This is a genomic window from Opitutia bacterium KCR 482, from assembly GCA_029269845.2.
Classification (GTDB): domain Bacteria; phylum Verrucomicrobiota; class Verrucomicrobiia; order Opitutales; family Intestinicryptomonadaceae; genus Merdousia.
Map to the genome: position 1 here is coordinate 944,692 of CP149973.1, position 20,876 is coordinate 965,567.

Below are 20,876 nucleotides of genomic sequence, written 5' to 3' on the forward strand. Positions count from 1 at the left end.
CTCCGCGCAAAAAAAATTGGTTGACCGACCGAAGAAAAACAAAGATAATCGCTTTGTTTTCGGGTGCTGTTTAGCCCCCGAACGCGCGGCTTTGAAAATCCGCGCATGTTCTTTGTTTGCGCGGAAACACACGCTCAAAAATGTAAACCAAAACGAAAAACCAACCGATGAAAAACGAAAAAAAACTGTTCGCGGAATTCCAGCCGTCGACATATCGGGAATGGTACGCCGAAGCCGAAAAGCTTCTGAAAGGCGCGCCGTTCGAGAAGAAAATGTTTACAAAAACCCCCGAGGGCATAACCCTCAAACCCATCTACAATAAGGATGACATCGATTTCGAAACGTCGCTCCCAGGGTTTGACGACTATGTCCGCGGAACGGACGCGGCGGGCAACAAGGCGTCTCCGTGGAAAATATCGCAGGAGCTTGCCGCCGACACCGCAGGGGAATTCAACGCAAAAATCCTCGACGCGCTCAACAAGGGGCAGACGTCCGTCGAAATACTCGTAAACGACGGCGCAAACAACGGCTTGGACTTCGCCTCCGCAAAGGATTTCGCCGAAGCCCTCGACGGCGTCGAATGCGGCTGCGTAGACATTTTCGTGCGCGGCGACACGGTCGGCGCGGGAACGCAGGCGGCGTTGTTCGCCTCGCAAAAAGGCAAAAAACTTTCGGGCGGAATTTTCTTCGACCCGCTCGGCGCGTTCGCAAAATCGGGCAAAATTTCGCCCGACGCCGCCTACGGCGAAATGTTCGCAATGGCGTCCTACAACGCCGCAAACATGCCGAACTTCACGGCAATCGGCGTCGACACATCGGCATACTCCTCCGCAGGCGCAAGCGCAGTCGAGGAGGCGGGAGCGGCGTTCGCGACGGCGGTTGCTTATATCCGCGCAATGCTCGAACGCGGCATGGAAATAGACGATGCCGCAAAGCAAATCAGGTTCAGAGTCTGCCTCGGCGGAAACTTCTTCATGGAAATCGCAAAAATCCGCGCAATGCGCATGGTTTGGGCGAAAATCGTCTCCGAATTCGGCGGCAACGAAAGGAAAATCAAGCTTTCGGCGCGGACGGCAAAATTCAACAAAACAGTGTTCGACCCCTACGTCAACATGTTGAGAACCGCGACGGAGGCGTTCTCCGGCGTCGTCGGCGGAGTCGATTCAATGACGGTCGGCGCGTTCGACGAAATAATCCGCAAGCCCGACGAATTCTCCGAAAGAATCGCCCGCAACCAGCAGATTATTTTGCAGGAGGAATGCAATTTGGCGGACGTAATCGACCCCGCGGGCGGCTCGTACTATGTGGAAAACCTCACGCGCGAGCTTGCCGCAAAAATTTGGGAGTTCTTCTCTAAAATCGAATCGCTCGGCGGAATGCTCGAAGCGTTGAAGTCGGGCGCGGTGCAAGACGCAATCGCCGCGACCGCCGCGGGCAGAAAAAAGCTCTACGACACCCGCAGAAGCTCGGTAGTCGGCACAAACAACTACGCAAACCTCTCCGAAAAGCCGCTTGAAAAGCGCGAATACCAAAAACGCGCCCAGCCCGCAAAGACGCAGGCGTTCGACCTCGGCGGCGCAAAGGGCGCGGACGCGTTCGCAAAACTGCTCGAAGCCGCGGACAAGGGCGCGGGCATCGACGGCATGAACGCGGCGTTCGGCGGCGGCGAAACGATAGAGGCAAAGCCGCTCGCGGCGCACAGAGCCGTGGAGCACTTCGAAGCCCTGCGCCGCGCAAGCGCGGAATTCAAAAAGAAGAACGGCTTTGCGCCGAAAATCTTCCTCGCAACAATGGGCCCGCTCTTGCAGCACAAAATCCGCGCGGACTTTATCCGCGGATTCTTCGAAGTCGGCGGCTTCGACGTCGTCTACCCGAACGGTTTTGAATCGGGCGAAGCGGCGGCAAAGGCTTTCGCCGAAAGCGGCGCGAAATACGCCGTGATTTGCTCGACCGACGACACCTACCCGACGCTCGTCCCCGAAACGACGCGCGCAATCAAGGCAGTCGCGCCCGACGCAACCGTCTACATGGCGGGCGTTCCCGCCCCCGAAGCCGAACCCGCGTACAAAGAGGCGGGCTACGACGGCGCGGTAAGCATAAAGAGCAACAACTACGAAACGTTGAAGTCGATTCTTTCGGCACTCGGCGTTCTCTAAAAAAGCGGAGGAGAATTCTACAATGAGCAAAAATCCCGATTTTACAAAAATCGCCTTCGAAACGCCCAAGACGAAAGCGTCGATGAAAGACTGGAAAGCCGACATCGAAAAGAAGACGGGCAAAAGCCTCGACGACCTCGTCGTGGAAACAATGGAGCAGATTCCCGTAAAGCCGCTCTACACGGCGGCGGACACGGAAAATCTCGAACACACGGGCTTCACGGCGGGCATCGCTCCCAACCTCAGAGGGCCCTACGCGACAATGTACGTCGTGCGCCCGTGGACGGTGCGCCAATACGCGGGCTTCTCTACGGCGGAGGAATCGAACGCGTTTTACCGCAGAAACCTCGCGGCGGGGCAGAAGGGGCTTTCGATTGCCTTCGACCTCGCGACCCACAGAGGCTACGACTCCGACCACCCGCGCGTTGTCGGCGACGTCGGCAAGGCGGGCGTCGCGGTCGATTCAATCATGGACATGCAGGTGCTCTTCGACAAAATCCCGCTCTCGCAGGTCTCGGTTTCGATGACGATGAACGGCGCGGTTCTGCCGATTCTGGCGTTCTACATCGTCGCGGGGCTTGAACAGGGCGCGAAGCTCGAACAGCTTGCGGGCACTATCCAGAACGACATTCTCAAAGAGTTCATGGTGCGCAACACCTACATCTACCCGCCGACGCCCTCGATGAAAATCATCGGCGACATCTTTGCGTACACGTCGAAAAACATGCCGAAATTCAACAGCATTTCGATTTCTGGCTATCACATGCAGGAGGCGGGCGCAACCGCCGACCTCGAAATGGCCTACACGCTCGCCGACGGGCTTGAATACCTGCGCGAGGGCGAAAAGGCGGGGCTGCTCGTGGACCAGTTCGCGCCGCGCCTCTCGTTCTTCTGGGCGATAGGCAAAAACTACTTCATGGAGGTCGCAAAAATGCGCGCCGCCCGCATGCTCTGGGCGAAAATCGTCAAGGGCTTCAACCCGCAGAACCCGAAGAGCCTTGCGCTGCGCACGCACTCGCAGACAAGCGGCTGGTCGCTGACGGAGCAGGATCCCTTCAACAACGTGACGCGCACGGCAATCGAGGCGATGGGCGCGGCTCTCGGACACACGCAGAGCCTGCACACAAACGCGCTCGACGAGGCAATCGCCCTCCCCACCGACTTCTCCGCGCGAATCGCGCGAAACACCCAGCTCTACCTGCAAGACGAAACGGGCATCTGCCGCGTAATCGACCCGTGGGCTGGCTCGTACTACGTTGAATCGCTGACGGACGCGCTCGTCAAACGCGCGTGGGCGCACATCGAGGAGGTCGAATCGCACGGCGGCATGACAAAGGCAATCGAGGCGGGGCTTCCGAAACTCCGCATCGAGGAGGCTTCGGCGCGCAGACAGGCGAGAATCGACAGCGGCCGCGAGACAATCGTGGGTCTCACAAAATACCGCCTCGAAAAGGAGGAGCCGCTCGACATTCTCGACATCGACAATACCGCGGTGCGCGAAGCGCAAATCAGGAAACTCGAAATCCTCCGAAAAAACCGCGACAACACTAAGGTTCGGCAGATTCTCGAAGAAATCACAAAATGCGCAGAAACCGGCAAGGGCAACCTGCTCGAACTCAGCGTCGAGGCGGCAAAGGCGCGCGCAAGCCTGGGCGAAATCTCGCTCGCGTGCGAAAAGGTCTTCGGACGCTACAAGGCGGTTATCCGCTCGATAAGCGGCGTCTACCAAAAGGAATACGCAAAGGACGGAAAGCACATGAAAATCGTCGAAGAAATCGCAAAACTCGTCTCGGAATTCGAAAAGGAGGAGGGACGCAAACCGCGTATCCTCATCGCGAAAATGGGGCAGGACGGACACGACAGAGGCGCGAAAGTCGTCGCGACGGCATACGCCGACCTCGGCTTCGACGTCGATATGGGCCCGCTCTTCCAGACGCCGGAGGAAACCGCGAAAATGGCGGTCGAAAACGACGTGCACATCGTCGCGATGAGCTCGCTCGCCGCGGGACACAAAACACTGCTCCCGCAGCTTGTCGAAGAGCTTAAAAAGCTCGGGCGCGAAGATATTATGGTCGTCGCGGGCGGCGTCATTCCGACGCAAGACTACGACTTTCTCTTCAAGCACGGCGCAAGCGCAATATTCGGCCCCGGAACGGTCATTCCCGAAGCCGCAAAGAAAATGCTGCTGCTTCTCAAACAACAGCAGCAGGCGTAATTGAAGAAAACAAAAAAACAAACGCGCGTTCGGTCTCGGACGCGCGTTTTTTGCGGCTCGCGCACGGAATATGCTTGTTCGAATCGCGCAAAACGAATATTTTGCCTGCTTAAATCAATCAATATCTATACACATATGGGAAGATACATCTTGTTTATGCTCGCGCTGACAGGCGCGCTATGCGCGTGTTCGACGCAAAAAATCGAAAAGCAAAACGACGCCGACAATGTCGAAGTCTTCGTGTTTTCAGACAAAAAGATAAAGCTGTGGCGTCCGCTACAAATAGCATACAAAAGCGACGGGAAATGGGTTGCCTCCGAAAACAAAACCCTCACAAGCTTCTTCGGCGACAGACGCCTGCGCCCGCCGCGACAGATGACGACGCCCTATCTGTTCGTCGGAAACGACGGGCTCTGCCACTGCATTTGGGCGTTCGGCGACGGACGCAACGAATTTGCCCATTCGAGCACGCCCGACTTCTTTGCGTGGAGCAAACAAGACAACGCAGCGCTTCCCGACGGCGTGAGATTCCTCAATCCCGTAGTGAAAGCTTCCGACAGCGGCTACACGGTGTTTTTCAAAAACGGAAACGACGGCTTCATGAAAACAGAAACCGCCGATTTCAAAAACTATTCGACACCGAAAAAAATCGACGCCGCGGAATATCCCGACGAATACGCGCAACTCGAACTTCCGCGCGGAAAATACGAAGGCGCATTCGTAAAAATAAGCCCGAGCTGCTTCGAAAAATTCATAAAAACCGAACGCGACTTCCTGAAAAAAAGCAAAATCATGCGCGACACTCCCGAAGTCATGGCAAAGCGGCTCGGCGGCAAAAAAGTTTCGGCAAAACTCGCGCTCGCGGGGACGAAGAAATCAGTCAACAAAAAGATGTCGGGGCTTTTCTTTGAGGACATCTTCCACGCCGCCGACGGCGGTCTATACCCCGAACTCGTCCAAAACCGCGACTTCGAATACTCGCCCGCCGACAACGACAAATTCCACCCCCTCTACGCGTGGAAAATCTCCCCGAACGCCGAATTTTCAGTGGAAAAATCAAACCCCATCAGCAAAAATAATCCGACGCACCTTTTTGTAAAAACGAAAGACGGAAAGCCCGTGCGCTTGGAAAATTCGGGCTGGGACGGAATAGACCTCAAAGGCGGCGCGGGCTACGACTTCTCCGTTTTCGCGAAGTCGGCAAATGCGAACGGCATGATAAAAGTATTTGTAAAATCCCCCGGCGGCTCGAACGCGCTTGAAGGCGAAATCGCGCTGAACTCTTCCGAATGGAAAAAATATTCGCTTTCGACTGTCGCAAAGTCGGGCACGAAAGCCGCGCCGCTTGCTCTCGAAATCGAAGCCGACGGCGGCGTAGCAATCGACATGGTATCGCTATTCCCGCGCGACACTTTCAAGGGCAGAAAAAACGGACTCCGCAAAGATCTCGCCGAAACGCTCGCCGCGCTCAAACCGAACTTCGTTCGCTTCCCCGGGGGCTGCATAGTCCACGCCGACAAGCCCGAACACTTCTACCGCTGGCAATACACAATCGGCAAACTCGAAAACCGCAAGCCGCTGCCAAGCCTCTGGAAATACCACCAGACTTTCGGACTCGGATACCTTGAATACTTCCAGTTCTGCGAAGACCTGAACGCCGAACCGCTGCCAGTGGTGTCTGCGGGAACGGTCTGCCAGATAAAGGGCAACGCCTGCATTCCGCTCGACAAAATGCCAGCGTACATCGACGAAGTTCTCGCGCTAATCGAATGGGCGAACGGCGACCCCGAAAAAACGAAATGGGGAAAAGTCCGCGCCGAAAACGGCCACCCCGCGCCCTTCGGAATGAAATACCTCGGAATCGGCAACGAAGACGAGCAGACCGAAAACTTCAAAATCCGCTACCTGATGATTAAGGACGCCGTTAATAAAAAATATCCTGACATAACAGTAATTGGCAGTTCTGGAATTTTGTCGCACGGTCAGGACTACACTCAGGGCCGGAAAATCGTGAACGAATCGCGCACGCCTATAATCGACGACCACTGCTACGAGCCGCCCGAATGGTTTATCGCCAACGCCGACTACTACGACAACCGAGACCGCAACGGCGCAAAAGTCTATCTCGGCGAATACGCCCCGCGCAACAAGGCGGACACAAACACCGTCTACACCGCGCTCTGCTCGGCGTTCCACTTGGCGAACTTGGAGCGCAACGGCGACCTCGTAAAAATGGTCTCCTACGCGCCGCTGCTCTCGCGAATAGGCGTCTCGAAACGCAAGACGATGATGGTTCATTTCGACAACACAAACGTCTATCCGACGCCCGAATACTATGTTCAAAAACTCTTCTCGCACAACGCGGGCGACGTATACCGCGACTCGAAAATCGAAATAATTTCGGGCGGCAACGACGGCGTGAAAGAACGCGTCGGCGCGTCGGTCGTAGATGATTCCGAATCGGGCGAAACCGTAGTGAAGCTCATAAACCTGCTGCCCGTTGAATGCGAAATGTCCGTAGATTTGGATACTATAGGCTCTCCGCGCGACGCTGTAAAAACCGTGCTAACATGCGCTAAGCCCGACGACGAAAGCGCGAAAATAAGCGAAGCCCGCGTTAGACTCGGAGGAAGTTTTACCGAAAATCTGCCTCCATATTCGCTCGTCGTAATCAAATTCAAAAAGGGACAAAACTAAAACCGCGCAACGCAAAAAGAATCGGTTCATTCGAACCGATTCTTTTTGCGATAGCACCGCCGCTAAAATTTCGCGCCTCTGTCGCGCGACTCGCGCCCCGCGCCGATTCTGAATATTTTGATTTCGCGCGCGTCGGCGTCGATTGCGACAAGCTCGGCGAGCATGTTTTTCCGAGGGTCGAAAGGTTCAAGCTTCACGTCTTTCGGACGGTCTTTTTCCTCGATAGTGCCGTAGCCCTGCGAGACGAAAATGTTCACGCCGTCTTTCGAAAACGTCCTGTCGAAGTGGCTGTCGCCCGTGAGATTCGCGGCAAGCCGCCCGCCCGCCGCAACATAGTCTTCCATGATTTTTCTGAACTCGTCGCCGCTCTTGCCCGCAAAATGGGGGCGTATCGGCAGCCAGCTTCCCTTGATGTCGACGCAATAATGGGTGCACACAAACGCCGCCCAGCCGTCGGGCGTTTCGGTCAGATTTTTGCGGAGAAATTCGAGCTGCTTTTGCGAAAAGCCGTAGTAGAGCGGAGACTCGCTCGAATTGAGGAAAAACACGCGGCAGCTTTTTTCGGGGAGGTCGAGAAACCCGTAGTCGCCGTTTTCGCCGAATGTCGCCGCCTTGCAAAACGGCATGAATTTGCGTCCGAGATATTCGTTGGAATAAATGCGGCGGTAGTGGTCGTGGTTGCCGACGCAAAAGAGCGTCGGAATCTTCGTGCGCGAGTGGCAGTCTAGAACAGTGTCGAGAAGCTTCTCGCCGTTGTGTTCCCTTTTCACGGGGTACTCCAAGCCCCAGTCGCCGAGATTTATGACGGCGTCCGCGCCGAGCCTTTCGGCGGCGCGGTTTGCGTACAAAATGTGCTTGTAGGTGTGCCGCCAACGGGCGACCTCGTCGATTCCCGAATGGAGGTCCGTTATGGCGACGAACACCGCGCATTTGCGGCCGTTTTTCCAAGCGTCGAAACGCTTTTTTGCCAAGTCGATTTCCGAATCGACCCACGACGGAAGCTCCGCCGAAATGTTTTTCGCCGACGCCACCGCCGCCGCGGCGAGCGCAAGCCCTATGAAACCCCTTCTTTTCATAGAGCCATTTTCGGGAGGATTCTCAAAAACGCAAGCAAAATCATGGAAGCGCGGAATTTTGTTGCCTGAAAAACGCCGCCGCGTAGGATAGATCGGACAATGAGCGAATCTTTCGAAAAACTGAAATCCGCGCTGCGGAAACTCCCCGGAACGGGAATGAAAAGCGCGGAGCGAATGGCGTTGCACCTCGCGCTCGAAAACCAGTCGGACGCGCGCGCGCTGGCGTCGTCGATAATCTCCGCGCTCGAACACATCACGCCCTGCCCCGTCTGCGGCGGGCTGTCCGAAGACGGCGAACTTTGCGAAATCTGCAAAAACCCCGCGCGGTCGGACTCCGCAATCTGCGTGGTCGAACGCGCGAGCGACATCGACGCAATAGAAAAATCGGGCGCATGGCGCGGCAAATACCATGTTTTGGGCGGCAAGCTTTCTCCGCTGAAAAAAATCGGCGCGGAAAACCTCAACATGGCGTCGCTGGCAAAGCGCACCGAAAGCGGGGAGGTAGAGGAAATCATGCTCGCGCTCTCGAACGACATCGAGGGAAAGGCGACTTGCCTTTTCATTCAGGAGCGCATTGTCGGCTCGAAGCCCGTGCGGCTTACGCGCATAGGCTTCGGACTGCCGAGCGGAAGCCAGCTGGGCTTTGCGGACTCAGAGACAATCAAGAACGCGCTCGATTCAAGAAAATCATTTTAACAAAAAAGCACAAAAATGAAACCGTTTTTAACATTTTGCATTTTAGCCGTTTCCGCGCTGTGCGCAAACGCGCAGCTGACGGTCGTTGAAATCGGCGCGGACGGAAAGGCGGCGGAGACCTCCCTAAAACAGGCGGCAAACCACTCCGCAAGCGGCGCAAAGACCGACATAAACTACACCGACGCCCTCGCGCTCGGGCTCGTCGAGGGGCTGACCGAATACCTGCCCGTGTCGTCCACGGGGCACCTGATAATCGCAAACGCCGCCCTCGGGCTCGAATCGGAAGAGCCGCTTACCGACAAAAACGGACGCGCGGTTCTCGGCAAAGACCTCAAACCCTACACGATGAAGAACGCCGCCGACGCCTACGCAATCGTAATCCAGTTCGGCGCGATTCTCGCAGTCGCCCTCGTCTACCGCGACTATCTTCTGAAAATGCTCGCGGGGCTTTTCGGGCGCAATCCCGTGGGGCTTCGGCTTCTGCGCAATATAATCGCGGCGTTCCTGCCCGCCGCCGTTGTCGGGCTGGTTCTCCACGACGCAATCAACGGATACCTTTTCGGGGTAAAACCCGTTGTGGCGGCTCTCGCCGCGGGCGCGCTGCTGATGTTCGGCGTGCAAAAATACTACCAAAAGCGCGAGCAAAGCCGCGCCGATTTCACGCGGCTCGAAGACCTTTCCCTGCGGCAGTCGCTAGTCGTGGGCGTGTTGCAGTGCGTGGCAATGTGGCCGGGGACAAGCCGCTCGATGATGACGATTCTCGGCGGATACCTCGCGGGAATGCGCCCCGCCGACTCCGCGCGGTTCAGCTTTCTGCTGGGGCTTGCGACGCTCTCGGCGGCGTCGCTCTACAAGGTTTACAGGGACGGCGCGGCGATGGCGGAAACGCTCTCCGTGGGGCCGCTCGCGTTCGGAATGGCGGTCGCGTTCGCAAGCGCGGCGGCGTCGGTAAAATGGCTTATCGGTTTTCTGACGAGGCGCGGGCTCGTGCCGTTTGCATGGTACAGGCTCGCGCTCGCGGCGGCGCTCGGCGCGATGATTTATTTCGACCTAATCGGATAAGCTGCAATGATCGACGCCCACACGCATTTCTATCCCGAAAACGTCGCGGCAAACCCCGCCGCGTGGGCGGAACGGCGCGGAGAGGCGTACTGGGCGGCGCTGGTCGGCCCGCGCCACGACGGGAAAAGGTCATTGCAGGGCTTTCCGTCGGAGAAAAAATTTCTCGAAGACATGGACGCCGCGGGAGTCGAACGCGCAATCGTGCAGGGCTGGTATTGGGAAAGCCCCGACACCTGCGGCGAGGCGAACGCCGCAACCGCAGCTTTCGCCAAACGCCACCCCGACAGGATTTCCGCGTTCGCGTCGGTGCAGCCCGCGTTCGGCAAACGCGCGGCGGAGACCGCAAAACGCGCGAGGGACGACGGCTTTGTCGGAATAGGCGAAATCCACGACGGCGTGCAGAAATTCTCGTACGCGGGCGGCTCGTTCGAACAACTCGCCCTAGCTTGCGCCGAGGAAAGCCTGCCCGTTTGCGTCCACCTGACGGAGCGGAGCGAACGCGCGTATTTGGGGAAAGTAGCCACGGATTTTTCCGCGGTGTTCGCCGCCGCGCGGAAATTCGCGGGGGTCGATTTCATTTTCGCGCACTGGCTCGGCGGCGCGTTGTTCGACGGAATCGGCGGCGGCGCGGAGGCGGCAAATCTTCCCAACGTGTTTTTCGACTCCGCCGCAAACCCGTTCGTCGCGGGAATCGAAGCGTGGCGGACATGCGTTTCGGAATACCCCGACTCCGCAATCTACGGCTCCGACTACCCGCTGCGCCTATATCCGCGGAAATTCAAAACGGAGGAAATGGCGACAATCGCAAACGAAGCCCGCGCAAACGTGCCCGCAGAATTCGCAGGAAAATTTTTTTCGGGAAATATCGCAAAAATCGCGTTCGGCGGCGGGCGCAATTCGGGATTTCCGCAAAATAACAGTTGAGAAATCGGGAAAAGTCGCGAATACTTTTGTATATGAAAAAGGGCATATTCATCACGTTCGAAGGCGGAGAGGGCTGCGGGAAAAGCTCGCACATAAAATCGCTCGCGGAATATTTCGCGGGGCTCGGACGCGAATGCATAATCACGCGCGAACCGGGAGGAACGCCGCTCTCGGAAAGAATACGCGACCTCCTGCTCGACCCCGACAAGGGGCGCGGAATGTCGAGCCGCGCGGAGCTTCTGCTTTTCGAGGCAGCCCGCGCCCAGCATGTGGACGAGCTGATACTGCCCGCGCTCGCCGAGGGAAAAGTCGTGCTCTGCGACAGGTTTGCGGACTCCTCCGCGGCGTATCAGGGCGCGGCGCGCAGGCTCGGAGACGGCGCGGTGGAATGGCTCAACGCGTTCGCGGTAGCCTCCGCAAAGCCCGACCTCACGATACTTCTCGACCTGCCCGCAAAGGACGGACTCGCAAGGGCGAACGCCCGCGACGCAAATTCGCCCGACAGAATGGGCGCGGAAAAAACCGCGTTCTACGAAGCCGTGCGCGGCGCGTTTCTTAAAATCGCAACCCTCAACCCCGACAGGGTCGCGGTAGTCGATTCGTCGGGGACGAAGGGAGAGACGTTCGCGAAAATCCTCGAAACCGTGAAGGCAAAATTCGATGTCCAACCCTAAGGCACTCAACATTCTTCTGGGCGCGCTTCGGGCGGGCAGACTGCACCACGCGATTCTGCTTTACGGGGAATCGCTCGACGCGCTCGAAGAGACGGCAAAGGCGGTCGCGCAAAGACTGCTCGGCTCCGACCCCGACAAGCACCCCGACCTCTTCACGCTCCGCCCGCAGGGCAAAATGCGCCTGATAAAAATAGGCTCCGACTCCGACAAAATCGGGACGGAATGGCCGCCCAACACAATGCGCAGGCTCTTGCGCGAAATTTCGCAGACGTCGAACAGGGGCGGCAACAAAGTGGCGATTGTCTACGAGGCCGACCGCATGAACGCCGCCGCCGCAAACGCCTTTCTGAAAACCCTCGAAGAGCCGCCGAAAGGCACTACAATCTTCATGCTGACAACCCGCCCGAACGACCTGCTCGACACAATCAGAAGCCGCTGCATAAGCCTGCGGGTGGACTCCGACGCCGAACCGCTCGACGACGAACAGTGGCGGGCGTGGCTCGACGACTTCAAAAACTGGCAGAAGTCGCTCATGGGGGGAGTAGGCGTGAAAATTCCGATCGCCGACGCAATGATGCGCTGCTACGGGTTGCTTGCGCGTTTCGACAAAATACTCTCGCGCATGACCGACGAAGTCGCCGACATCGGCGAGGCGGAAACGGAGGAGCTTGACGCCGACGTCATCGACGCGATTGTCGCCGGAGAACGCCGCGCCCTCCGCAAACGGCTCTTCGGCGAGATAGAGGACGCGTGCGTTTCGTGCGCGCTCGGCGGGAACGGCGTGCCCGCGGTCAAGCTTTCGCGCGTGGTGGACGCCCTCGAAAAATCGGCGGGCTTCACGGAGCTCAACATGCCCGACACCCCCGCGCTTGAATATTTTATGCTAAATTCAATCAGAATTTGGGGAAGATGAACATGGACGGCAGCCCGATAATTTCGCTCTCCACAAGCTACCTTCAAAAAAAATTCGAAGGCGACGGATACGCCATGCTCTGCCGCGCGGCGGAGCTGGGCTTCGAATACGTCGAGCTTGGGCACTCCACGACGAACGCGTCGATGGAGGGCATAATCAGGGCGGTCGAAGAGGGGATTGTGAAAGTGTCGTCGCTGCACAACTTCTGCCCCGTGCCGCCGTTCGCGACTGGAGCCGCGCCCAACCTGTTTTCGCCCGCGACGGCGTCGAATGCCGAGTCGGAGCAGTGGCTGCGCCACACGAAAAACACGCTCGAATTTGCGGGACGCTTCGGGGCGAAAGCGGTAGTGTGCCACTGCGGATTCCTCTCGTATTTTTTCATGCGCCCCGAACGCGCCCTCGAAAAATACATCGAGAAGCACCCCGACGCGAACGCGGAAAACGACCCCGTCTACGCGAAAATCGCCGAAAAATTCAAGACGCGCTCCGCCCGCAGAGCCGAAAAAAAAGACTACATTTGCATTGAAAACAACGTGCGCGAAATCGCCCCGACCGCCGAAAAAAACGGCGTTCTGCTGGGGCTTGAAAACCGCGAAGCGCCCAACGAGCTTCCGCTCGACTGGAATTTTGAAAAGCTCGTCAACGCCCTGAAAACCGACACTCCCGCGCGGACGTGGCACGACGCCGGACACTCCATGCGCAAGCAGCTGCTGGGGCTTGGCACGCAGCTCGACCTCCTCGAACGCACGTCGGACTCGCTAATCGGCTGGCATTTGCACGACTGCACCGACGCGGGCAAAGACCACATCGCAATCGGCGCGGGCTGCATAGACTTCGCCGCGCTCGCAAAATTTTTCGACCCCAAAAAACACATTTTCACGCTCGAACTCAACCGCGCCGTGCGCTCGCGCGACGCCGCCGATTCGCTCAAACGCGTGCAGGACATGATGCCATGAAAAGACAAACCGACATTTCCGATTTCAGCGGCATGCTCGAATTCGACAAACGCAAGCTCCGCCGCTTCATAGACCTTCTCGACGCCGAAATGCCCGACGGCTTCAAAGCCCCGCAGGGGACGCTATCCGTCGCGCTTTTCAACGACAAAGACCTCGCGAAAATCCACGCCGACTTCCTGAACAAGCCCGACGAAACCGACGTTATAACTTTCGAGGGAGACCCCGACGACGGCTTCGCAGGCGAAGTGTGCGCAAGCGCGGAACGCGCCTTCAAATGCGCCGCAAACTACGGCTCGACGCCCTCGCGCGAGCTGTGCCTTTACGTCGCCCACGGATACCTGCACCTCGCGGGGATAAACGACATAGAACCCGAAGACGCCGCGGTCATGCGCAGGGGCGAGGCGCTCGCCCTCGAAATTCTCGACCGCCGCTTCAAAAAGCCGATATTCAAATACAATGATTAAAAAGTTAGGCAACTATTTCATAACAGGAATTATCATCGCGCTCCCGATAGCCGTCACGATTTTCGTGTTCATGGTTTTGATTCGGAACGTGGGCACGCCCGTTTCGCAAACGGTTTTCGTGCCGCTCTTCCGCAACCTCGACGCCGCGCTTCCGCATTCGGGGCTGGGAATTGCGATGCTCGATTTGCTCTCGACGCTCGTCGTGGTGCTGTTCATAACCGCGCTCGGAATCGCGTCGAAATTCCTGCTCGCCCGCTGGATTATCGACGCGGGGGAGCGCGTGATTAACAAAATCCCCGTCGTGGGGGTCGTCTACCGCACGGTCAAGCAGATTGTGGACACGTTTTCGAAGCAGAACAAGGCTGTGTTTCAGGCGGCGGTCATGGTCGAATTTCCGTCGAAGGGTCTGCGCTCGATAGGCTTCCTCACGGGAGAGGCCAAGGGCGAAATCCGCGAGCGCACGGGCGGCGACTACGCAAACGTCTTCGTGCCCACAACCCCGAACCCCACGAGCGGCTTCCTCATCGTAGTGCCGAAAAGCGAAATCGTGTACCTCGACATGACGGTGGGAGAGGCTATGAAACTCATAATTTCAGGCGGCGCGGTCGCGCCCGAAGCGAAAAAATCCGAAAAGTGAACGCGTTTTTCGCGATAGACTGCGCAACGGTTCTCGACACGCAGATACGCGGCGAAAGCTCGCTGCAAATCGCGGCGTACTCGCCCGAACACGGGCTTTTCAGGGCGTCGAAAAGGATTTCGGCAAAGCGCGCGGGCGCGCTCCCCGACATCTTCGACGACATCTCCCTCGACTGTGAGGCGGCGTCGCCCTCCGCGCTGAAATTCGTCAGGGAGTTTTCGCGGACAAAACGCCGCGGGGGAATAGCCGAAAGCTACGACGCGTTCGAACAGGCGTCGCTCATCGCCCAAACCGTGCTGAAAAACGGCGGGCACATAGAAGACTCGCGCGCGCTTTCGGGCAAACTGCGGCTTGCGCTCGACGCGATAGACGCGGGGCGTCCGCCCGTTTCGGTGCGGCTGAAATTCATGTACCTGCTCGCGCGGGACGAGGGCTACCCCGTCCGCGAGGACTTTTACCGCAGGCTTGCCGAGCCGCAAAAGGAGCTGTTTTCCGCGCTCGTGAAAACGCCGAGCGGCGAATTGCGCGAATTCGAGACGCGCGCGCGCGACATGCTCGAAAAGCTCTGCCGCTGGATTTATGCGGAAACCGACATCGCCGAGTAGCCGCTCATCTCCCGCTTCCGACGGCGAGACGCTCCCGCGCCCTGTTGACGAAAGAAACCGCGTTTTTGGAAAACGCCGTAAATTCGGACAGCGCGGCGTCTACCCGCGCGAGGTTTTCCATCGCCTCCTGAACGGTGGAATCCGAGCCTGCGCGGCCGCGCAGCGAGGCGGAAATGCCGTTTGTCTCGGCTGAAATTTTCGAGAGCATGAGGGTAAGCTCGGAAAGGGCGGCGTCGATTTCGTCGAGAATTTTTGAGTCGGACTCCAACGCCGAAAGGAACGAGTCGGTATCGTTTGCGCCCGCGTCGAGCGTCTCCAAAATGGAGTCGCGAATCGACTCTATGTCTATGACGGAAACGACGGTGCGCTTCGAAAGAATCTTGACCTGCTCGGCAAGCGTGCCCAAGCCCGACCCCTTGATTCCCGACTTCGCGGTTTCAATCGAAAGGTTCAGACTGAGAATGTTCGCCTGATCGGCGACTCCCGTGAAAGTTTCGGCGATTACGCTCATTTTCGCCGCCGCTCCGCGAAGCGCGGCGAGCCTTGAAACAATGCCCTGCGCCGACGACAGCGCCCCCCTGATTCCGCCCGAAACCTCCTGCACAGACTTTCCCTGCGAACGCGCAAGCTGCTCCGCGCCGTTGAGGCTTTCGCGCAAGTTCTGGGCGGCGACGGCAAGCGACGCGTCCGACTTGTCGCGCAAGTTCGTTTTTGCGTCGATTCGCAGAAGCCCGTTCGAAACGCCGTTGAGGCGCGGCTTCTGCTCGGCGACAATCGACCTCGCGTCTTCGTCGAGCTGCACGGAGGAGTCCAAAACGGTTTTTGCGATTTCGGAAATTTCGGCGTAGGCGTCAAGCAGTTTCACGATGTCGGTGTCTATTCCCGCAAACGCCGATATTCTGCGCGGAGTGATTTCGAAATATTCGCGCGCGCCCTGAATGTCGCGCAACGCCGCAAGAGCCGCGAGCCTGCGCGTTCTGCGCGCCGAGAGCGCCACCGACCGCCCCGCCAGCAGCGACACGAAAAGCGAAAGCGCCACAACCCCCGCAAAAACGTAGCCCGCAATCCGCAGTTTCGACACATCGGCGTTTTTGGACGCCGTCAAAAGCCCGTCGAGCGACTTCACCGAAACGTTCCACAGCTCCGACGCCGCCTTTTCGGTCTGCGTGAGGTTTGTGCGCACAAGCGAGGCGTCGAGGCTCTTGCCGTGCCAGATTTTCGAGACCGCCGAGTTCAGCTCGATAGTCGCCGAATTGAATTTGCCGATGTCGGCGACAATCGAAACCGACTTTTCGGGCGGGCATATCGCGCACGCCCTGCGAAGCTCCGCGACAAGCTCCGTTGCGCGTTCGTTCAGCACAACATACGCGGCGGAAAACTCGCTCGCCTGAACGCGGTCGGGCGCGGCGGGGTATTTTTTCAACAGCGACGAAAACTTGAAAAGCGCGGAGTAGAACGACGGGAAAAGATCGGACGACGCGTCCATGAACATGTGGACTCCCGTGTGCGAATCCGTAAACAGCCCGCTTTGCAGGGCGATGAAGCCGCCCATGTCGGCGACAATGTCGCCCGTATCGGGCGTTTTTACGAACGCGTCGATTGACGACGCCGAGAAAATCCCCTGAATGCGCGGGCTTTTTTTGGCGTCGGAATTGCCGAGCTTCGGCGCGCCGTCGGAAAGTTTTTTTACCGCCTTTTTCAGTTCGGACGCGTCGAAGCGTTCGTCCGCTCCCGAAAGATACGCCGAGTGCGCAACAACCGCAAGCGACGACAACATTTTCACGCCCCTCAGCTCGCATTCGGAATTGCGCGCCCTGCCCGAAAGCTCGCAAAAATAAAAGAATGCGGGCAAAGCCGACGCCGCAATACCCGCGGCGCATATCACAAACAGGCGCGTTCCCAAACTGTCAAATCTTAAAAATTTCATTCCGACTTGTGTAATAGCCGCCGCCGGCGGATTAGGCAACCATTTTTTGACTTCGCAAAGGCGCAAAAAAAATCGGAAGCCGAAGCCTCCGATTTTTTGGAAATCTTGAATCCGATTAGTTCGAAGCCGACGTTACAATCGTGTTGTCGGGGAGAACGTCGTTCACGTCCGTAGCGGGAGGAGTCGTGAGCGGGTTCTGGGCGTTCGAGGAGGAGTCAACCAACTGGGTGTTGCCAACCGAGCCTTTTACCGTGCCGTTCGCATCGACGGCAAAGATAACCGGCATTGTGGTTGCCGTACCGTTCTGACCCTGAGCCGAAACGTTGCCGACCGTGTCCGCAGTCTGCGTGGCGGGGTTGTAGCGCGTTTCGGTGTTCGCCTGATATTTTTCGCCGGCGATTGCGACGTTAGCCGCAACTTCCGCAACGTTTACCAATTCTTCAACCTTGTTCTTTACTACGAAAGAAACTTCGACGGGGCCGAGCGCGGGAGCGTTTCTATCAGCAAGAGCCGCGTTGATTGCGACCATCGCCGCGCTGATTGCCTTGCCGTTGAGGGAATCCGCGCCGACTGCCGCAAGAGCCTTTTTGAGGACGTCTTTAAGGGCTTCTTCGCAGGAAACCGTGGGGTTTTTGACATCGACGGAAATGGAAACCGATACCGCGCCGTTGTCATTCTTGACGGAAACCTTGACGGGGTCGTTCGACTGCGCGTCCGCAGCGTATGTAAGGGATACCAACATGGCCGACGCCAACACTGCTACATATTTTAAGATTTTCATATCAACTCTTTCCTTTGTTTTGTATAAAAGTTTTTTTTAATGGACTTCAAACTAAACCCTCGCCCCTCCGTTTTACAAGCTTTTTTTTACATTTTTTTGAAGCGCCGAATTTGAGAGGGCGGGCAATAAGGCCGCGCCGAAATCCTCGCCCCGCGCGTCCGCCATTCTTTTTCATACGGAAATTTTTGTTTTGCAATAAACGCAAAATATGATTTTATCGCGTACCCATAAAACAATTCGACGCGTCCACCGTCCGACGGCGGGCGACTTTTACAAAACAATCACAGGATATTATAGGCATGTCCGAAGAAAACAACGAACAACAAAACCGCGCGGAAGTTGATTTGAGTCAGCTTTCGAACATCGAATTCGCAACCGCTTGGACGCCCAGCTCGTCCATAAAAAAGAGCTTCGGCGACAAGCCCAGAGGCGCGTTCCAGCGCGGAGGCAGAGACGGGGACGACCGCGATTTCAAAAAACGCCGCGACTTCAAAAAGAATTTCGGCGACAAAAAATTCTCCAAGCCCCGCGCCAAGTTCGACGGCGAAAAACCCCGCGAAAACGGCGGCGGCAAATTCCGCAAAAATTCGAAGTTCGACGGCAAGCGCAAGCCGCAGACGCCCTTTAATTTCTCGATGGAAGTGCTGTTCTATCCCGACGATACCCCTTTCAACAAGCTCGCGGACATCATGAAAAACTCGAAGCGCACCTACCAGCTCTTCGACATCGCCGAACTCGTGCTAGAAAAGAACGACAGGTTCGTGGTTCTCGCGAAAAACCTCCCCGACGAATCTGGCGCGGTAAAGCCCCTCTATTGCGCACAGCCGCTCAACCTGCCCTTTGAAGACGAGGCTTCGGCGAAAAACGCGGCTCTCGAATACTACGCCGACGAACTTTTCGAAAAGCAGAAAATCGAAGCCGAACCGCCCAAAGGCAGCTTCCAGGTCGTCAACCGCTGCGCGCTCACGGGCGACCTCCTCGGCGCGCCGAACTGGCACAGATACAACGAATACCTGCGGGAATACCACCGCGAACACTGCCAGAAAATGCCGTTCGAGGCGTTCCTTGCGACAATCGAATCCGTGCGCGACGCCGACCAAATCAACGCGTGGCTCGAACAGATGAAGACCCGCGAAGTCTACAAGCTCAAAAACCCCGCAGAAGGCGAAAATGACACGTTCGACACCCGCGAGGCGGCAATCAACTACGTCGCCCACAAAATGGGCTCGGAGCTCGTAAAAACCTACGAGCAGGTCAGAATGAAGGGCGCAAACCTTTCAAAAATGCCTTTCGGACGCATTCGCAGAAACATCGAGGAAGCGTGGCGCAAGCAGAAACGCTTCCCGATTGTCACGGCGAACAACCTGCGCGGCCGTCTGCGCCGTTCGGGATTCTCGGTCTACAAGCGCGGAAGCAAGGGCTTTGCGTTCGTGTCGGTCGTAAAGAGGAAGTTCCTGTTGGAGGGCGACAAACTCTCCGACACTCCCCAGCAGATTTTCGACTTCATCACGGCGAACCCCGCAATAATCGCGGCAGACCTGCCCTACAAATTCCTCGGACTCACGCCGCCCGCCGAAAAGCCGAAGACAAAGACGCTTGCGGAGGAAAACAAGGCGGAACAGCCCGAAACGCAGGAAAGCCCGATTCGCGAATCGGAGGAAATTTCGGAAGAGCAGAAAATCAAGCTCAGCTCCGTTTGGAGCGAACTGCGCTGGCTGGTTTCGGAGGGCTACGTTGTTGAATACGCAGACTCCACACTGCAAGCCAACCCCTACCTGCCCCGCCCGAAGGACAAATCGCAAAAGTCCGAAGAGCAGAATCTGGGCGCGGCGGACGAGCCTATTGTAGCGCCTAAATCGGAATCGGAAGAAGCACCCGAAGCGGAAGAAAACTGCGGCGAAGCGAAAGCCGAAGCCCCCGCCGAAGAGAACCCCGAAGCAGAGCAAAGGCCCGAAGCCCAGGAAGCCGACGGCGCGGAAAAATCCGAATAACGAGGATATTTTTCCGAAAGAACGCGGAGCATTGCGCTCCGCGTTTTTTTGCGCCCCCCGACGACGCTACGGAATTGGGGGAACTCCGCCGACCGCTTGCGCATTGCCGAAAAGGCGCACAATGCAAACCCGCATTAAAGCACCACCGCACAAACACAAAAGCACGCAGATGCAAAACGCAAATGCCTACACGCGCCGCACGAAAGCAATTGCGTTTTTTCAGCGGCGTTTTTTGCGCGGGGCGTTCTTTGCCGAATTTTGCGGATTCTTTTTGACGCCGCCGCCCTCCAAAAGTTTTTTCAAATCGGCAAGAGACTTCGCGCTCGCGGGCTTTCCGCCAATCACGGGACGGCGCGGCGCGGGCGCGGAAAAGGGCTTTACATGCAAACGTCCGCCGCAGTTTTTTCCGCAGTCGGCGCGTTTGGAATTTAGCGCGGATGAAGCATCGGCGGAAGTTTTGCGCGGAACGGCGGAATCGGCTCGCGCCGCGTTTTCGCCGAAATCCGAGGCGTTTTTTGCGGACGCGCGGGCGCGTTTCTTTTTGAGCCGCTTTGAAATCAGCGGCGATTTTCCGAAAGCCGATTCTATGTCTACGGCAAGCTCGTCGAGCTTCGAGAACGGGTTTGTCTTGCGCCATTCGAGCGACGCCGACGCGTTGTTCGACTTCGCCGCGCGGACTACCGCCCTCTCTGAAATTTCCGCGCGTTCGAAAAACGATTCGGGCGTGAGCGACATCGCGCCGAAGCTCGACGCCGTGAGCCTCAAAAGGTTGTCGCGCGTGATTACAAGCAAATCCTGCGGGCGTTTAGACTCGGCGCAAAACTGCTCTATGAATTCGTCGGCGGTCATAACCGACGGCGTGTAGACTTCCGAAAACGTCGTAGCCGCGCCGCGCCTTACGACCGAAATATCCGCGCCCGCGCCGTCGTAGACAATGGTGATTCTCGCGCCGTCGTAGTCGTGGAGCGCGGCGAGCATTGCGGAAAGCTCCGCCTGCGCCTCCTCGGCGCGGTTTTCGGCAAGCTCGCGGGCGAGGCGCGGGTGCGCATGGATTGCGTTCCAACCGTCAACGAGTATGTGCCTGAAACATTCCACGATTCGC

General features: G+C 57.5%; 17 protein-coding genes. 13 read left to right on the forward strand and 4 right to left on the reverse strand.

Annotation, left to right across the window (positions count from 1 at the left end):
* The first annotated feature begins 167 nt into the window (after window positions 1-167).
* The 3 genes from P3B99_003910 (at window position 168) to P3B99_003920 (ending at window position 7,068) form a co-directional block, all read left to right on the forward strand.
* Complete coding sequence (locus P3B99_003910) at window positions 168-2,156, forward strand: methylmalonyl-CoA mutase family protein (protein WYJ08267.1); 1,989 nt, start codon at window positions 168-170, stop codon at window positions 2,154-2,156.
* 22 nt (window positions 2,157-2,178) lie between these two features.
* Window positions 2,179-4,371 carry a methylmalonyl-CoA mutase gene (scpA, locus tag P3B99_003915; protein ID WYJ08268.1) on the forward strand — a complete coding sequence of 731 codons (2,193 nt, stop codon included), beginning with the start codon at window positions 2,179-2,181 and terminating at the stop codon, window positions 4,369-4,371.
* 135 nt (window positions 4,372-4,506) lie between these two features.
* Window positions 4,507-7,068 carry an alpha-L-arabinofuranosidase C-terminal domain-containing protein gene (locus P3B99_003920; protein WYJ08269.1) on the forward strand — a complete coding sequence of 854 codons (2,562 nt, stop codon included), beginning with the start codon at window positions 4,507-4,509 and terminating at the stop codon, window positions 7,066-7,068.
* Between the two features lie 62 nt (window positions 7,069-7,130).
* Here the strand turns inward: P3B99_003920 and P3B99_003925 are convergent, their stop codons facing one another.
* Window positions 7,131-8,144 carry a metallophosphoesterase gene (locus P3B99_003925; protein ID WYJ08270.1) on the reverse strand — a complete coding sequence of 338 codons (1,014 nt, stop codon included), beginning with the start codon at window positions 8,142-8,144 and terminating at the stop codon, window positions 7,131-7,133.
* 99 nt (window positions 8,145-8,243) lie between these two features.
* Between P3B99_003925 and recR the strand changes: the two genes are divergently transcribed.
* From recR to P3B99_003970, 9 genes are read left to right on the forward strand one after another with little or no spacing between them, the layout of a single operon-like run.
* Window positions 8,244-8,840 (forward strand): recombination mediator RecR, encoded by a 597-nt coding sequence (recR, locus tag P3B99_003930; GenBank protein ID WYJ08271.1) that lies wholly within the window; start codon window positions 8,244-8,246, stop codon window positions 8,838-8,840.
* A gap of 15 nt (window positions 8,841-8,855) precedes the next feature.
* The gene (locus tag P3B99_003935) at window positions 8,856-9,902 is read left to right on the forward strand and encodes an undecaprenyl-diphosphate phosphatase (protein WYJ08272.1); all 1,047 of its coding nucleotides are present in this window, start codon (window positions 8,856-8,858) and stop codon (window positions 9,900-9,902) included.
* Between the two features lie 6 nt (window positions 9,903-9,908).
* Window positions 9,909-10,826: an amidohydrolase family protein gene (locus P3B99_003940; GenBank protein WYJ08273.1), complete on the forward strand. Its 918-nt coding sequence runs from the start codon at window positions 9,909-9,911 to the stop codon at window positions 10,824-10,826.
* A 32-nt stretch (window positions 10,827-10,858) separates the two neighbouring features.
* Window positions 10,859-11,500, forward strand: coding sequence for a dTMP kinase (tmk, locus tag P3B99_003945; protein ID WYJ08274.1), 642 nt, complete (start codon window positions 10,859-10,861; stop codon window positions 11,498-11,500).
* Window positions 11,487-12,413, forward strand: coding sequence for a DNA polymerase III subunit gamma/tau (locus P3B99_003950; protein WYJ08275.1), 927 nt, complete (start codon window positions 11,487-11,489; stop codon window positions 12,411-12,413). The genes tmk and P3B99_003950 overlap by 14 nt, the downstream gene beginning before the upstream one ends.
* On the forward strand, window positions 12,410-13,369 hold the full coding sequence (locus P3B99_003955; protein WYJ08276.1) for a TIM barrel protein: 960 nt from the start codon (window positions 12,410-12,412) through the stop codon (window positions 13,367-13,369). The genes P3B99_003950 and P3B99_003955 overlap by 4 nt, the downstream gene beginning before the upstream one ends.
* On the forward strand, window positions 13,366-13,833 hold the full coding sequence (ybeY, locus tag P3B99_003960) for an rRNA maturation RNase YbeY (protein ID WYJ08277.1): 468 nt from the start codon (window positions 13,366-13,368) through the stop codon (window positions 13,831-13,833). The genes P3B99_003955 and ybeY overlap by 4 nt, the downstream gene beginning before the upstream one ends.
* A complete protein-coding gene (locus tag P3B99_003965) occupies window positions 13,826-14,470 on the forward strand; it encodes a DUF502 domain-containing protein (protein WYJ08278.1) in 645 nt (214 codons plus the stop codon). Before ybeY ends, P3B99_003965 begins: the two co-directional genes overlap by 8 nt.
* Window positions 14,467-15,075 carry a hypothetical protein gene (locus tag P3B99_003970; protein ID WYJ08279.1) on the forward strand — a complete coding sequence of 203 codons (609 nt, stop codon included), beginning with the start codon at window positions 14,467-14,469 and terminating at the stop codon, window positions 15,073-15,075. The genes P3B99_003965 and P3B99_003970 overlap by 4 nt, the downstream gene beginning before the upstream one ends.
* Window positions 15,076-15,079: 4 nt before the next feature.
* Here the strand turns inward: P3B99_003970 and P3B99_003975 are convergent, their stop codons facing one another.
* A complete protein-coding gene (locus P3B99_003975) occupies window positions 15,080-17,002 on the reverse strand; it encodes a methyl-accepting chemotaxis protein (GenBank protein ID WYJ08280.1) in 1,923 nt (640 codons plus the stop codon).
* Between the two features lie 115 nt (window positions 17,003-17,117).
* A complete protein-coding gene (locus P3B99_003980) occupies window positions 17,118-17,783 on the reverse strand; it encodes a hypothetical protein (GenBank protein WYJ08281.1) in 666 nt (221 codons plus the stop codon).
* A gap of 299 nt (window positions 17,784-18,082) precedes the next feature.
* Between P3B99_003980 and P3B99_003985 the strand changes: the two genes are divergently transcribed.
* Entirely contained in the window at window positions 18,083-19,774 is a 1,692-nt protein-coding gene (locus P3B99_003985) for a hypothetical protein (GenBank protein WYJ08282.1), read from the forward strand.
* Between the two features lie 219 nt (window positions 19,775-19,993).
* Here P3B99_003985 and P3B99_003990 read toward each other — a convergent pair whose 3' ends face one another.
* Window positions 19,994-20,869, reverse strand: a complete 876-nt coding sequence (locus tag P3B99_003990) for an NYN domain-containing protein (protein ID WYJ08283.1) — start codon at window positions 20,867-20,869, stop codon at window positions 19,994-19,996.
* Between the last annotated feature and the right edge of the window lie 7 nt (window positions 20,870-20,876).